Raw genomic sequence first — 14,898 nt, 5'->3', positions numbered from 1 at the left:
TCCGGAAAGGATCTTTAATTGTGATAATGATGAACTTGTGAAATCTGAGCTAAGAACCAGGTGACGATCAGCAGATCGGCGCAGCCTCCTGGGCTGAGGTTGCGTTCAATGCACTGTTGGTCGAACTGGCGCAGGTATTCGAGATCGGCAGGGGTGCGAATCCCCCCTTGCTGCAATAGAGTTGTGGCCTGCTGCTGTAGCCAGCGCAGACCTTCTGCGCCGCCACGTGAAGCCACGTTGGTGTCGCCATTGATAGACATCAGCAGCAATAACGTGTCGAGTAGCGCCAGTTCAGGATCGCGGCCCTGAGTCAGCAGTGCGCGGTAGTGCGGCAGGGCATGCTTGATGACTAGCGGGTATCCTGCTTCGGCTTCGCCCCGTGCGCCGGTTAATCCCAGTTGCTGATAAAGACGTTGGCCAGCCGTGAGTTGTTGATTGTTCTGGCGCAGTTCGCGCTCGGTCAGGCCACGGCAAAATGTTGCTGCCGTAGAGCAAAGGGTTTCAGCGGTAACAGTCAGTTGGAGCTGGTGCAGGCGGCCAATGGCGGCACACAGCAGCCCCAGTGAAAAGATGCTCCCTTTATGGGTGTTTACCCCCTCGGTGGCGCGAAACATATCGGCTTCGCAGGCCATACCCAGTGGGCGCAGTCCTTTCAACACATCTTCAGGCGACAGCTGTGCGCTAAACGCCCCATATTCAATAAAACGCGGCAGCCAGGCCTGAATTGCCTCAGCGCTGCGATGAAAATCTTCCAGCGCCATATCTTTATGTGCGCCGTTGTTAATACGATCCACCAGACCCGGTTTGGGCGACAGGTTGACTTCAGTCAACATGGCCCGCCACGCAAGCGTTGCGTAAGCGTCAGGCAGATCCAGAGGAAGGACTGCGTTATTGGTTGATGTTGCGGGAATCGGCATCATGCAGCAGAGCCTCCATCTGAGAGAGTAAGTCGGAAAGCGCGTGGGTTTTACCCCGCGCGCATTCGGCAGCGCTTTGCCCGCACAGCAGACAGCGGCGGGCAGGGAGTGCGAAATGACGCCGGGACAGAATTTCCCCTTCAGGGGTCAGGACATCGATGTCCCATAACCGTCCCAGCGGATGTGAATGCTCAAGTTCAATCGTGGCGAGCTTGAGATCGTGGGCCGGGGCCTCAATAGACAAAAGACCTTCCGGACCGCTGGCAGAAACCAGCGCCGTTTGCTCCCTGACAATCCAGGTGGATTTTTCCGCCAGCGCGAGCAGGGCGGTTACGCCGTGATTAAAGATGCAACGGGTTAATGCGCTGTCTTTAATCGGACCCGGTGCGACCACGGTAAACGAGACCAGTGGCGCGTGATGACGCGTCAGCCAGGCATGTTGCCTTGCTTGTCTCTCATCCCGGCTGGCGAGCAGCTCGGGAATCGAAACCGCGTGTTGGGTGGCGTGTTCAGGGAGCAGGCGCATGGCTTATTCCTTCACCTGATGCACAACGTCAATCACCGAGCCATCGCGGTAACGCACAACGGCAATCACGCGGTCGGTGAATTCAATAGCGCGTGGCTGACCGGTGAGCTGCTGTGCACGTTCGCGCAGCCATTCAATGGACACCACTTTCATACCGGCTTCTTTCAGACGTTCAGCCAGTTCCGGACGCGCAGGGTTAACGGCGATACCGTGGTCAGTGACCAGGATGTCTACGCTGGAGCCCGGGGTTACGCAGGTCAGGACGTTATCAACCAGCGTCGGGATGCGTCCGCGAACCAGCGGAGCGACAATGATGGAAAGCGCAGCGGCAACCGCAGTATCGCAGTGACCGCCGGATGCGCCGCGCAGTACGCCGTCAGAACCGGTCAGTACGTTAACGTTGAAGCTGGTATCAACTTCCAGCGCACTCAGCACCACGACGTCCAGACGATCGACGGAGGCGCCTTTTGAGCCCCAGTTGGCATACTGGTTGGCACTGATCTCAATGTGGTTTGGATTGCGGGCCAGCGACTCAGCCGCGTTACGGTCAAAGCTCTGTACGTCCAGCAGTTTGCGAATCAGGCCTTTTTCGTGCAGGTCAACGATGGTAGCGGTGATGCCGCCCAGCGCGAAGTCAGCACGGATATCGCGGCTGCGCATCTTGTCTTCCAGGAAACGAGTAACGGCCAGAGAAGCGCCGCCGGTTCCTGTCTGCAGTGAGAAGCCTTCATTGAAGTAACCGGAGTTAGCAATGACGTCTGCCGCGCTACGGGCGATTAACAGTTCTCGCGGGTTGGTGGTCATGCGTGTCGCATCAGCACCGATTTTGTCCGCATCGCCGACCTGATCGATCTGTACAATCAGATCCACTTGATCCTGCGTAATGCTGGCCGGGTTATGCGGATAGGTCAGCAGCTGTTCAGTCAGCAGGACAACCTGTTTTGCATTTTCGGCATCGACGCGGGCATAGCCCAGTGAACCACAGCACGCTTTACCTGTATAGCCGTTAGCATTACCAAACTGGTCACAGGACGGTACGCCGAGGAACGCCACATCAATGCTGAGTTCGCCACTTTGCACCAGGTGTACACGGCCGCCATGGGAGTGGACCTGCACAGGCTCGGCCAGCAGGCCACGGGAGATCTCTTCCGCCAGCGGGCCACGCAGCCCGGAGGTGTAAATACGGCTGACCACGCCCTGACGGATGTGCTCAACCAGCGGAGCATGGCAGTCGCTCAGGGAGCTGGAGGCCAGCGTCAGATTTTTAAAGCCCATTCTGGCGATGGCGTCCATCACCAGGTTAATCGTCAGATCGCCACCGCGAAAAGCGTGGTGGAAAGAGATGGTCATGCCATCCTGTAAACCTGAACGACGAATGGCGTCTTCCAGGTTAGCGCACAGCTTTTTGTCGCGCGGTTTTTGCGCCTGTAATTCTACTTTTGCGGTGCTCTGATAAGCGGAAAGCTCACTTTCTGCATGACGGCTCCAGGTCGCCACGCGATCCTGGCGTTGAGACTGTTCGATTTTCTGCGTCATTTTTTTGCCTTATTCTTCGCGAATGCCGGAAAGTTCTGCACGGGAGATAACCAGAAGGGCGCGCTCGATAACCGGGCTGTCGACCATTTTGCCGTTCAGGGAAACTACGCCACGGCCTTCGCGAGCGGCGGCTTCAGCGGCTTCCACGACCAGGCGCGCGTGAGCCAGCTCTTTGCGTGTCGGCGCGTACAGGTTGTGCAGGAGCTCGATCTGGCGCGGGTTGATGAGCGACTTACCGTCAAAACCCAGTTGCTTGATGTGTGCGGCTTCATGCAGGAAACCCGCTTCGTTGTTGGCATCGGAATAAACGGTGTCGAACGCTTGAATGCCGGCAGAGCGTGCCGCCTGCAAAATAGAGCAGCGGGCAAACAGCAGTTCAGTCCCTTCCGCAGAGCGCTCAGTGCGCAGGTTACGCACATAATCTTCCGCACCCAGTGCAATACCGATCAGGCGCTCGGAAGCGTGGGCAATTTCTACCGCGCGGGTAATGCCTAACGGCGATTCGATGGCAGCTAACAGACCGGTACTGCCGGGCTCACGGCTACAGGCTTTCTCGATACGCAGAATTTCGCTTTCGATGTCGATGACATCCTGCGCGGTATCGGTCTTCGGTAAACGCACGATGTCAGCGCCGCCGCGTACCACGGCTTCGAGATCGTTAATGCCCCATTCGGAGTCGAGGGCGTTTACGCGCACGATAGTTTCAACGTCGTGATACAGCGGATGCTGCAGCGCGTGGTACACCATACGGCGAGCAGTATCTTTCTCGCGCAGCGCGACGGAGTCTTCCAGGTCGAACATCAGCGCATCTGCCGGATAGATGAACGAGTTGCTGACCATGGCGGCATTGGCACCCGGTACGAACAGCATGCTGCGGCGGGTACGGGTTTTACGTTGCTGCAAAGATTCACTAATCACTGGCAATCCTCCCATGGCAGTGCAGGAATACCGCCAGCGCGGGCCAGTAGTGCTTCCAGTCGCGCACGTAAAATGCAGTCCAGTGCGCCTTTATCATCAACATTTAATTGCACGCCGCGTACGTTGTAGCGGGACAGAACGTCCAGAATGGTGGCCCGGATGGCATCACCGAACTGCTTTTCGACGCTACTGTTAACCTGCAGGTCAATATCCTGCGAATCGAGTGGGGCGATGCGAATCATCACATCACCGGACTCGAGTGTGCCTGCGACGGCTGCCTGGTTTATTTTCATTTTTCACCTGTTGCTAATGCGGGGGTATTTTGGCGGACTGCCGCACCCGATGAGGCCCGCTCAACCATGCTTTGCAGATAGTGCAGCGTGGCGTCAGGGACCAGGGATGCGATAGCCGTGAGATCTTTTTTAACCAGCAGCTTGCGCACCCAGGAGGCAGAAATCGGCATCTCCTGGAAGCACAGCCGCTCAATTTCCACCAGTTCAATCGGTGGGGCGGGAAGCGTTGGGGTCTCCAGCCAGTAGCGCATATCGTTGTTGTACTGGGAGGTGACGGTGCAATACGGCTCGGTACCGACGAAGCGGTGCGTGACGCCAAGAGCCGGGGCCAGATACTGGCGGAAGATTTTCAGGTCTATTTCGGTATAGCAGTGGTTAATAACGCTCTGCTCTTTGATGAAGTAGCACGGGAATGTGGCGCGGGAAATGATGTATTCCGAACCGCGATGAACGGTTAAACGTGGAATGTCTTTTGTCCCTTTAAGCACCAGATCCAGTCGGTCTTCATACGGAAAACGCGAGGTATCTTCTTTCACCAAAAACAGATGCAGCCAGTCACATTGCGCGGCTGCTTGTTGGATCAGAAAACGATGTCCGTTGGTGAAGGGGTTGGCGTTCATGACGATACAACCAATTTTTTTCCCTTCATGGCGCTGTTTCGCCAGTGATTCAGCGTAGCGTTTCAGACGTGTAGTGCTGTTTTCCATCAGCACCATAATGCCGGGAACGCTGGTCAGCGTAGAAAAACCGCACTGCTTAAACAGCGACTCGTACTCGGTTTTGGTATAGATGAAGAGGTGCGTACAGTGGCGCTCATAGGCGAGGTTGATTAACTCGGTCGCCAGCGTCAACGCTAAGCCTTCACCCCTTACGGATTCGCAGATGGCGACGCACTTTATGATATTGCCGGCAATGCCGCCGCAGGCAATCAGGCGGTCATCACGGGTGACGGTGATAAATACTTCGACAGTTGTATCAACGCTCAAATCATTTTCTTTCAGAAATTGCGCGATAGCCGCCATCTTTTTATTTTCTGAGCGTTTAACTTGCGTGAATATATTATTACCGAACATAGTGAATAGAGCCCCGATGCTATATTTGTTACTGGGTTTCTGTTTTTGTTGCTCCGTTTAGCAACCTGATAACTTTTTGTTTGCAATTGAAGGGAATATTTTTTTATTACGGAGTATTTCTTTTTTTCCCTGCTGCATACATCGTAAGGAGTATTTTGGAGGTAATTTTTGATTTATTTCACAATAAGTTAGAAGGTTTTAATGTGTTTTATGGTTTTAAGTTTTTTAATTAATTTAACTCCGAAATAGCGTGTGGTTTTAATTTGTTTAATTGATTTAAGGTGGGGAATCTGCAACGATCCTGTTTTATACCGCGACTTGCAAATAAAACATTTTTATTACAACTACAATGAAAAATAAGTTTCGGGTATCGTCGCTGAGGAAGAAATATGGCAGAGCAGAAAAATAAAACACGGTTTCCTTTTTTTCGCAGTCTGGCGTTTCCATTGCGTATCTTTCTGCTTATTTTGGTCGTTTCTGTTTTTATTATCGCCGCGTTAGCACAATACTTTACCGCCAGTTTTGAAGATTATCTGGCAACGCATGTCCGCGATATGGCGATGAACCAGGCCAAAATCATCGCCTCTAACGACAGTATCATCGCGGCGGTGAAGCATCGTGATTACAAGCGTCTGGCGACCATTGCCGACAAACTGCAGAGCGGGACTGACTTCGACTATGTGGTGATCGGGGATACCAACTCTGTCCGCCTTTACCACCCAAATCCGGAAAAAATTGGCTACCCGATGCAGTTCACCAAACCCGGCGCGCTGGAAAGAGGGGAAAGTTACTTTATTACCGGTAAAGGGTCGATTGGGATGGCGATGCGCGCCAAAACGCCCATCTTTGATGACGATGGCAAAATCATTGGCGTGGTCTCAATTGGCTATCTGATCAGTAAAATCGATAGCTGGCGATCGGACTTTTTACTCCCAATGGCAGGGGTGTTTATCCTGCTGTTGCTGGTACTTATGCTGCTTTCCTGGTTATTTGCCGCCCATATTCGCCGGCAGATGTTGGGGATGGAGCCTAAGCAAATCGCGCGGGTAGTGCGTCAGCAGGAAGCGCTATTCAGCTCGGTATATGAAGGTTTGATCGCCGTGGACCCTGATGGGTATATCACCGCAATAAACCGCAGCGCGAGGAAAATGCTGGGGCTGTCTTCGCCTGGACGAAAGTGGCTTGGAAAACCGGTTAGTGAGGTGGTTCAGCCGACTGACTTTTTCACCCAGCAGATTGCGGAAAAACGACAGGACGCGATGGTGAACTTTAATGGCCTGAGCGTTATCGCTAACCGTGAGGCGATTCGCTCCGGCGATGAACTGCTTGGGGCAATCATCAGTTTTCGTAGTAAAGATGAAATTGCTACTCTTAATGCGCAATTAACGCAGATCAAACAGTATGTAGAGAGCCTGAGAACGCTGCGTCATGAACACCTTAACTGGATGTCGACCATTAATGGCCTGCTGCAAATGAAAGAGTATGACCGGGTGCTGGCAATGGTGCAGGGGGAGTCGCAGGCGCAACAGCAACTGATTGACAGCCTGCGCGGCGCGTTTGCCGATCGTCAGGTAGCCGGTCTGTTGTTTGGCAAGGTGCAGCGTGCACGTGAACTGGGCCTCACTATGACTATCGTTCCTGGCAGTCAACTGCATCAACTCCCTGAGGGGCTGGATAGCACAGAGTTTGCAGCAATTGTTGGCAATCTGCTTGATAATGCATTTGAAGCGAGCTTGCGCACCCAGCAAGGCAACAAGATCGTCGAACTTTATTTGAGCGATGAAGGGGATGACGTGATCATCGAAGTTGCCGATCAGGGATGCGGTGTACCGGAAGCATTGCGTGAAAAAATATTTGAACAGGGTGTGAGCACCCGTACCGATGAACCAGGTGAACATGGCATCGGTTTGTATCTGATTGCAAGTTATGTGAGGCGCTGTAACGGGGTGATTACACTCGAAGATAACTCCCCCTGCGGCACCTTATTTTCTTTATTTCTTCCGAAAGTGAAAAAAAATAATGACGGAACCATTAACGCTATTGATCGTTGAGGATGAAACGCTACTGGCGGAAATGCATGCTGAATATATCCGCCATATACCCGGCTTCAGCCAGATTTGGCTGGCGGGTAATCTTGCGCAAGCGAGGATGATGATTGAGCGTTTTAAGCCCGGTTTGATTCTGCTCGATAACTACTTGCCGGATGGCAAGGGAATTACGTTGTTGCATGAGCTAACCCAGACGCGTTATCCGGGGGGCGTGGTGTTTACCACGGCGGCCAGCGACATGGAAACGGTCTCCGAGGCCGTGCGCAGCGGCGCGTTTGATTATCTGGTCAAACCCATTGCCTACGAGCGCCTGGGACAAACACTGACGCGTTATCAACAGCGCAGACGCATGTTGGCCGGTAATGACAGCGCCAGTCAAAAGCAGATTGATGAAATGTTTAATGCTTATGCGCGCGGCGAACCGAAAGGCGATTTGCCGACCGGAATTGATGCGTTAACGCTGAATGCGGTGTTGAAATTATTTGCCGATCCGACGGTACATCATACTGCGGAAACGATCGCCCAGGCGCTCACTATCAGCCGTACCACCTCCAGGCGCTACCTGGAGTACTGTGCCAGCCGTCATTTGATTATTGCGGAGATTATTCACGGTAAGGTGGGGAGGCCGCAGCGTATTTATCACGGCGGCTAATTCACGTCATCCTTGAAGCTGCCTCTTTGTGGGCTGCGTGAAGAAACCCCAGTCACATAATTATCTATGGTACTGGGGATGTCTTCACTTGCCGCCTTGATGCAGCTTAAATGATTTTGCGTATCAAGGTCAGATACTGACAGTTATCGTTAACCGCCAATCAGGGCGGACGTCGCCGGCACCATCACTTCAGTTGCGATAATCACAACCAGCAGTCCAACCAGTACCGGAACCGAGGTACGTTTCACTACTTCGAACGGAGAGATCTTTGCCATCCCTGCGACAGCGACAACCACACCGGAGACCGGAGAGATTGTGCGTCCAAGGTTTGATGCCTGCAGCATCGGGATAGCAAGGTAAGCCGGGTTAATGCCAGAAGAGTGCGCCAGTTTCGGGATCATCTCAACGAAGGCATAGAAAGGTGCGTTACCGGACCCCGTGGTCATTGCCGCCAGCATAGTCAGGATCACCAGTACCAGCATCAGAATAATGCTCGCGGAGCCAAACGAGGTGGCGATAGAAATCAGACTCTGAATAAAGCCGATTGTGCTCAGACCCTGGGCAAAAACGCCCGCCGCGACTAACAGCATCACCACATTAGCAAAGGCATCCGCCATACCACGGTAGGCGACTTCAAGACCCGAGAAAACCTTCTGGGTGTTGAATCCTCGTACGAACTCCAGTACAGCAGCGATGAGCATGCACAGCACCAGAATCGTAATGATATGCAGCTGTGGGCCCCATTTTCCATCGAAAATCAGGACGCCAACGATCGGGGTAAATGGCAAGATGGCGTAAAACGACGGGGCGGTAGTGGTAATTTCAGCCACATCTAACATTTCATGAGAAATGTTCTCTTTTTTATCCAGATAACGCTGCCAGAAAAAGTGGGCAATCGCCATAGCAATGATGGCGGCAATGGAAATTGGCAGCGTGGTTTTAAACGCGAAATCGATCAGCGGCATTTCCGCGGCTTTTGCAGCCAGCACTACATCACCGGATGTTGGCGAAAGAATAATAGCGGCTGGGGAGGCGCAAATGGCCGCTGCGGCGCCACGGCTAATCCCAACGTTAACCATGACCGGGAACAATGTCGCCATCAGCAATACGCCCAGACCGGTTGCTGAAGAGACCGCCAGGGACATCAGGCAGGCGACAAAATAGGCGGCAATCATAAGCAGATAAGGTGAATTGATATACTGCAGCGGCTTAGAGGCCAGCTTAACCACCATATCATTCGCGCCAATATGCGTCATGTAGGCGGCAAAACCACACAGCATCATAATCATCATGCCGAGATCGCCGCCACGGCTCATCAGCAAAATTTTAATATATTCAACAATGTCTGTTGCCGTATAGCCCGTTGTTGCTGCGCTAGACGGCAAAACTTTATGGCCCATCAACGCACTGATAATCAGCAAAACCAGACCGCCGACAAACAGTACGCCTGTCGCGGAATAACCTTTAATGATGTAGCGCGCTACACCCACAATAACCACAACCCCAATAAGGAGTTCAATAAATGTCAACATTGTTTCCCCTGTCGCATTGCTGCCCAGAAAGTTAAAAAACTAAAAAAAGTAAAAAGTGGTGACAGAATGTGCCTAATAAACCGATAACTCTTGCTGATTGAAATCAATAAAAATACGGATTCAAGCGATGGCTAAGCCGTTTTTTCAGCATCACGATTAAAAAAAGAATATCACAATAAAAAACTGTGAAGCGCAGCGTTGGTGTGTGTGTTTTGTGGTGATATTGATGCTTTATTGTTAATTTATTGTGATGTTATTTAACTCTCGCCGCAGGAAAACACAATTTATTGGCAATAAAGAGAAAATAGTTCCTATGAAATGGCTCAGTAAATAAAGGGATAGGTTATAGGCTGAGGAATATTCTGATTTTTTATTTGCGCATTTTTGTTAAGCTGACATTAAGGTTGGGTTTGCTAAAATTAATAATAAATCCCAGGATGGTAATTAAGTTGTGATTTTCGCTAAACGATATTTTCTCATTTTTTCATTTATTTTTATTCAGTTAGCTTTCACTTCCCAGGCTGCTGCTGAAGATAAAGGCTGGTTTGCTACTTTTAAAGATAATGTCAGTGAAACCTGGCAGCAGCCGGAACATTATGATCTGTATGTACCTGCTATTACCTGGCATGCGCGTTTTGCCTACGATAAAGAAAAAACGGATCGCTACAATGAACGGCCGTGGGGTGCAGGATTTGGTCAATCCCGTTGGGATGATAAAGGTAACTGGCACGGACTTTATATCATGGCGTTTAAGGATTCCTACAATAAATGGGAACCCATTGGCGGCTATGGCTGGGAAAAAACCTGGCGACCGCTGGCTGATGAAAACTTCCATACAGGTCTCGGCTTTACCGCCGGTTTCACCGCGCGTGATAACTGGAACTACATTCCGGTACCGGTGCTGTTACCGCTGGCATCAATTGGTTATGGCCCGGCAACGTTTCAGATGACCTACATTCCTGGAACGTATAACAACGGCAACGTCTACTTTGCGTGGATGCGGTTCCAGTTTTGATGGACTACCTGTATTGTCAGGTGGTTTATTGAAAAGTCTTTTAAAAACATAGTGATAGGGAGTTTAACTGAAAAATAACGCGACATTTATCACTTTTTGATAAAGTTCGACTGGACAAAGTGCACCACAATTGTTGTACTGATACCCGACACAGCATTTGTGTCTATTTTTCATGTAAAGGTAATTTTGATGTCTAAGATTAAAGGTAACGTTAAGTGGTTTAATGAGTCCAAAGGATTCGGTTTCATTACTCCGGAAGATGGCAGCAAAGATGTGTTCGTACACTTCTCTGCAATCCAGACCAATGGTTTTAAAACTCTGGCTGAAGGTCAGCGTGTAGAGTTCGAAATCACTAACGGTGCCAAAGGCCCTTCTGCTGCAAACGTAATCGCTCTGTAAGCATACGACAGCAAGCATTCAAAACCCGCTTAATTGCGGGTTTTTTTCGCTTCAATGTGCGGGAGAGGCAGATACCAACCAGAATGCCAGGGCGGTCATCGCGAATGATCCCAACAGATTAACCAGTACATTCACCATAGCCCAACCAAAGCGTCCTTCCTGCAGTAAAAACACTACCTCAGCAGAGAAAGTGGAAAACGTTGTCAGTCCCCCGCAAAAGCCAGTAGTAATCAGCACCTTCCACATTGGGTCAATATTTGTCATGCGATTAAACCATGCCAAACCCATACCAATGATAAATGCGCCAAGTAAGTTTGCAGCCAGCGTACCGAATGGAATGGCCTGATGCAGCGGGTTAAACCGCATACTCAACATCCATCTTGCTACGCTACCTGTGCCACCACCGATAAAAACTGCTAAAAGGAGTTGTAACACTGCGTAATCCTGCTATTTGATTGTATAGAGGGTGAGTGTAACGCTGAATAATTGTTGTTGGCGAGCCTAACAAAGTTTTCTGGAGGGAATATGTTCGTTGCAGCAGGGCAATTTGCCGTGGGACCTTCATGGGAAAAAAATGCAGAAACCTGCGCCTTACTGATGTCTCAGGCTGCTGGAGAGGGGGCGTCGCTACTGGTATTACCGGAGGCATTGTTGGCGCGTGACGATTTAGACCCTGACCTGTCAGTGAAATCAGCTCAGCTTTTGGAAGGCGGGTTTCTGACGCGTTTGTTGCGAGAAAGCGCACAAAATGAGATGACGACAATCCTGACGATTCATGTTCCCTCTGTGCCAGGCCGGGCATTTAACATGCTGGTGGCGCTACGGGCTGGTCGGGTAGTGGCCCATTACGCTAAATTACATCTCTATGACGCCTTTTCGATTCAGGAGTCACGTAATGTCGATGCAGGGGACGCCATAGCGCCGCTGCTGGACGTAGGCGGATTAAAAGTAGGGCTAATGACCTGCTATGACCTGCGCTTCCCTGAGCTGGCGCTGGCGCACGCGTTGCAGGGGGCTGAGATTCTCGTTTTACCTGCGGCTTGGGTGCGGGGATCGTTAAAAGAGCATCACTGGGCCACGCTTTTGGCGGCAAGAGCGCTGGATGCCACGTGTTATCTGGTTGCGGCCGGAGAGTGCGGTAACAAGAATATCGGCCAAAGCCGGGTCATCGATCCCTTTGGCGTGACTATTGCGTCGGCGGCTGAAACGCCCGCGCTCATTATGGCCGAGGTTTCCGCCGAGCGGGTGAGGCAGGTCAGGGCACAACTTCCGGTGTTAAGTAACCGACGCTTTGCGCCACCGCAATTATTATGACGTTTTTTTAAACAAGGCTTGATTCACCTTGTTACAGATTGCTATTGTGTGCGCGCGTCGAAAGGCCGTTAATATTCTCAGGTTAATATGGCGCTTTATGTAGCCTGGTTTAAGTCAAGAAGGTATCTATGGGTGAGATTAGTATTACCAAACTGCTGGTGGTTGCCGCACTGGTTGTTCTGCTGTTTGGTACCAAGAAGTTACGTACTCTGGGTGGAGACCTGGGGACGGCAATCAAGGGCTTCAAGAAAGCAATGAACGACGATAATGCCGATGCCAAGAAAGAGGCTGATGGTAGCGTTCAGGCTGAGAAGCTTTCTCATAAAGAGTAATACTGCAAACTCTGCATGAAAAAAAACCGGCGATTTGCCGGTTTTTTATTGCTGATATGTAAGTGAGTATTACACGATTACTTCACTTCCAGCCCTTTGGCCTGCATGTCAGCATGGTATGAAGAGCGCACGAATGGACCGCAAGCAGCGTGGGTAAAGCCCATAGCCATGGCTTCTGCTTTCATCTCATCGAACTCATCCGGGCTTACATAGCGTTGAACCGGGAGGTGATGGCGGCTTGGCTGTAAATACTGCCCCAGCGTCAGCATGGTCACGCCATGGCTGCGCAGGTCGCGCATAACCTCAATGATTTCAGCATTGGTTTCACCCAGACCCACCATCAGACCCGATTTGGTCGGAATCTCCGGGTGCGCTTCCTTGAAGCGTTCCAGAAGCTTCAGCGACCAGTTGTAGTCAGCCCCAGGGCGTACATTACGATAAATACGCGGTACGTTTTCGAGGTTGTGATTAAACACGTCCGGCGGCGTGGCTGTGAGGATATCCAGCGCGCGATCCATACGACCACGGAAGTCAGGCACCAGCGTTTCGATTTTAATCGACGGGCTTTTCTCACGAATCGCGGTGATGCAGTCAGCAAAGTGCTGAGCGCCGCCGTCACGCAGATCGTCACGGTCAACGGAGGTAATCACGACATAGCGCAGCGCCATGTCCGCAATCGTCTGAGCCAGTTTTAACGGCTCGTTGGCGTCAGGAGCAACCGGACGGCCATGGGCAACGTCACAGAATGGGCAACGGCGAGTACAGATTGCGCCGAGGATCATAAAGGTTGCTGTTCCGTGATTGAAACATTCAGCCAGGTTAGGGCAGGAAGCTTCTTCGCAGACAGAGTGCAGGCCATTTTTGCGCATTGCCGCTTTGATGCCCTGGATGCGAGTGGAGTCCGCTGGCAGTTTTATTTTCATCCATTCCGGTTTACGCAGCAGGGCTTCACGCTCTGTTGCCACATTTTTTACCGGGATAAGAGCCATCTTATCGGCATCGCGGTATTTAACACCGCGTTCCATCACAATGGGTTTACTCATAGCTTGCGTGTTCCAGTTGCGAATTACGAAGGAAAGCGTTTCAATTCAAGGGAATGTTGCATTTATCAACTATTTTTGAATTAGTGATACGCAGTATATCATTGAAACGGGCCAGAAAGCAGCCTGACAGGCTGGCAAAATGTAAAATAGTTGTTGTTTTGTGCCATTTGCCACAACATATGCCGTGGCAAAGTATGACCGTATTTTCAGTCCGCGATGTACTCGTGCGGTGGGTTACCCAACAGCGCGAGAATGTTGGCCAGCAGGCGGGGGCGAATGCTCTCGGTCGTGGCTGTGCTATCCCACTGCGATACTTTCGCCATCTCCATCCCGGCATAACCACAAGGATTGATACGCAGGAAAGGCGACAAGTCCATATCCACGTTGAGCGCTAAGCCGTGAAATGAACATCCTCTACGGATACGTAATCCCAAAGAGCAGATTTTCTTCTCACCCACGTATACGCCAGGCGCATCGGCTCGCGGGTGGGCGTCAATGCCGATTTCCGCAAGGGTATTCACGACGGTTTGCTCCAGCAACGTAACCAGTTCGCGAACGCCAAGTTTACGACGCTTCAGGTTCAACAGCACATACATAACCTGTTGGCCTGGCCCGTGGTAGGTCACCTGACCGCCACGATCGCTCTGGATCACCGGAATATCTCCCGGCATCAATACGTGCTCAGCTTTACCTGCCTGACCCTGGGTGAAGACAGGATAATGCTCTACCAGCCAGATTTCATCATGACTGTTTTCATCACGGGTATCGGTAAATTCATGCATGGCCAGAGAGACTGGCTCGTAAGGTTGAAGACCGAGCTGGCGGACCAGAATTTTATCCTGATACAAAACGGCATCTCCGTAGAGAATGTTAAAGAGGGGAAAAGTATATCACAGGGGGGAGGGGTTACCCGAGCGGGGATGCAGCGGGTAACCGACAGGTTTTTACAGCACCATGCGTACGATATCGATATTGCCTAATTCTTCGTACAGCGTTTCAACCTGCTCAATGTGTGTAGCAGTGATGGTGATTGAGACCGAGTGGTAGTTGCCTTTGCTGCTCGGTTTTACCGTCGGAGAGTAATCACCTGGCGCATGGCGCTGTACCACTTCAACCACCTGATCAACCAGCTCAGGCAACGCCTGCCCCATTACTTTGTAAGTAAATGGAGTAGGGAATTCAAGCAGTTCGTTAAGTTTGGTTTTCATGTCAGCTCCGGCGTTACATCAAAAAATAATAACTCCCACTGCGCGTGGGAGTTATCTGGATACCTAGTATATGGGGACGTAAATCACACTTT

The 14,898-nt window shown here is 51.2% G+C and carries 17 protein-coding genes; 6 read left to right on the top strand and 11 right to left on the bottom strand.

Features of this window, described 5'->3' with window-relative positions; translation table 11 throughout:
• Nucleotides 1-14: 14 nt before the first annotated feature.
• The 6 genes from citG to citC are packed head-to-tail and all read right to left on the bottom strand — an operon-like array spanning nt 15 to nt 5,263.
• Nucleotides 15-920: a triphosphoribosyl-dephospho-CoA synthase CitG gene (citG, locus tag HVZ52_RS16355; protein ID WP_049269763.1), complete on the bottom strand. Its 906-nt coding sequence runs from the start codon at nt 918-920 to the stop codon at nt 15-17.
• Entirely contained in the window at nt 889-1,443 is a 555-nt protein-coding gene (gene citX / locus HVZ52_RS16350; protein WP_181598466.1) for a citrate lyase holo-[acyl-carrier protein] synthase, read from the bottom strand. Before citX ends, citG begins: the two co-directional genes overlap by 32 nt.
• A 3-nt stretch (nt 1,444-1,446) precedes the next feature.
• Entirely contained in the window at nt 1,447-2,979 is a 1,533-nt protein-coding gene (gene citF, locus HVZ52_RS16345; protein WP_016152222.1) for a citrate lyase subunit alpha, read from the bottom strand.
• Between the two features lie 9 nt (nt 2,980-2,988).
• On the bottom strand, nt 2,989-3,897 hold the full coding sequence (locus tag HVZ52_RS16340; protein WP_181598465.1) for an aldolase/citrate lyase family protein: 909 nt from the start codon (nt 3,895-3,897) through the stop codon (nt 2,989-2,991).
• Complete coding sequence (gene citD / locus HVZ52_RS16335) at nt 3,894-4,190, bottom strand: citrate lyase acyl carrier protein (protein ID WP_003831276.1); 297 nt, start codon at nt 4,188-4,190, stop codon at nt 3,894-3,896. Before citD ends, HVZ52_RS16340 begins: the two co-directional genes overlap by 4 nt.
• Nucleotides 4,187-5,263: a [citrate (pro-3S)-lyase] ligase gene (gene citC / locus HVZ52_RS16330; protein WP_016152224.1), complete on the bottom strand. Its 1,077-nt coding sequence runs from the start codon at nt 5,261-5,263 to the stop codon at nt 4,187-4,189. The genes citD and citC overlap by 4 nt, the downstream gene beginning before the upstream one ends.
• A 389-nt stretch (nt 5,264-5,652) precedes the next feature.
• Between citC and dpiB the strand changes: the two genes are divergently transcribed.
• Nucleotides 5,653-7,314 (top strand): sensor histidine kinase DpiB, encoded by a 1,662-nt coding sequence (gene dpiB, locus HVZ52_RS16325; RefSeq protein WP_046274583.1) that lies wholly within the window; start codon nt 5,653-5,655, stop codon nt 7,312-7,314.
• Nucleotides 7,283-7,963, top strand: coding sequence for a two-component response regulator DpiA (gene dpiA / locus HVZ52_RS16320; protein ID WP_016152226.1), 681 nt, complete (start codon nt 7,283-7,285; stop codon nt 7,961-7,963). The genes dpiB and dpiA overlap by 32 nt, the downstream gene beginning before the upstream one ends.
• A gap of 149 nt (nt 7,964-8,112) precedes the next feature.
• Here dpiA and dcuC read toward each other — a convergent pair whose 3' ends face one another.
• A complete protein-coding gene (gene dcuC / locus HVZ52_RS16315) occupies nt 8,113-9,495 on the bottom strand; it encodes an anaerobic C4-dicarboxylate transporter DcuC (protein ID WP_016152227.1) in 1,383 nt (460 codons plus the stop codon).
• Between the two features lie 451 nt (nt 9,496-9,946).
• Between dcuC and pagP the strand changes: the two genes are divergently transcribed.
• Nucleotides 9,947-10,510: a lipid IV(A) palmitoyltransferase PagP gene (gene pagP / locus HVZ52_RS16310; RefSeq protein WP_016155963.1), complete on the top strand. Its 564-nt coding sequence runs from the start codon at nt 9,947-9,949 to the stop codon at nt 10,508-10,510.
• A 189-nt stretch (nt 10,511-10,699) separates the two neighbouring features.
• Entirely contained in the window at nt 10,700-10,909 is a 210-nt protein-coding gene (cspE, locus tag HVZ52_RS16305; protein ID WP_000034825.1) for a transcription antiterminator/RNA stability regulator CspE, read from the top strand.
• Between the two features lie 51 nt (nt 10,910-10,960).
• On the opposite strand, the gene crcB is transcribed toward cspE, so the two are convergent.
• On the bottom strand, nt 10,961-11,344 hold the full coding sequence (crcB, locus tag HVZ52_RS16300) for a fluoride efflux transporter CrcB (RefSeq protein ID WP_003831281.1): 384 nt from the start codon (nt 11,342-11,344) through the stop codon (nt 10,961-10,963).
• A gap of 90 nt (nt 11,345-11,434) precedes the next feature.
• On the opposite strand from crcB, the gene HVZ52_RS16295 reads away from it, so the two are divergent.
• Nucleotides 11,435-12,223, top strand: a complete 789-nt coding sequence (locus tag HVZ52_RS16295; protein WP_181598464.1) for a deaminated glutathione amidase — start codon at nt 11,435-11,437, stop codon at nt 12,221-12,223.
• 128 nt (nt 12,224-12,351) lie between these two features.
• Entirely contained in the window at nt 12,352-12,555 is a 204-nt protein-coding gene (gene tatE / locus HVZ52_RS16290; protein WP_016152230.1) for a twin-arginine translocase subunit TatE, read from the top strand.
• A 77-nt stretch (nt 12,556-12,632) separates the two neighbouring features.
• On the opposite strand, the gene lipA is transcribed toward tatE, so the two are convergent.
• From lipA to ybeD, 3 genes are all read right to left on the bottom strand, one after another.
• Nucleotides 12,633-13,598: a lipoyl synthase gene (lipA, locus tag HVZ52_RS16285; RefSeq protein ID WP_003022702.1), complete on the bottom strand. Its 966-nt coding sequence runs from the start codon at nt 13,596-13,598 to the stop codon at nt 12,633-12,635.
• 206 nt (nt 13,599-13,804) lie between these two features.
• Nucleotides 13,805-14,446: a lipoyl(octanoyl) transferase LipB gene (gene lipB, locus HVZ52_RS16280; RefSeq protein WP_181598463.1), complete on the bottom strand. Its 642-nt coding sequence runs from the start codon at nt 14,444-14,446 to the stop codon at nt 13,805-13,807.
• Between the two features lie 96 nt (nt 14,447-14,542).
• A complete protein-coding gene (ybeD, locus tag HVZ52_RS16275; protein WP_003022706.1) occupies nt 14,543-14,806 on the bottom strand; it encodes a DUF493 family protein YbeD in 264 nt (87 codons plus the stop codon).
• Nucleotides 14,807-14,898 lie beyond the last annotated feature (92 nt).

The sequence above is a fragment of the Citrobacter sp. RHB36-C18 genome (assembly GCF_013814485.1).
Classification (GTDB): domain Bacteria; phylum Pseudomonadota; class Gammaproteobacteria; order Enterobacterales; family Enterobacteriaceae; genus Citrobacter; species Citrobacter braakii.
Note: the sequence above shows the minus strand (reverse complement) of the source record. Positions and strands in the feature narration are given on the sequence as shown.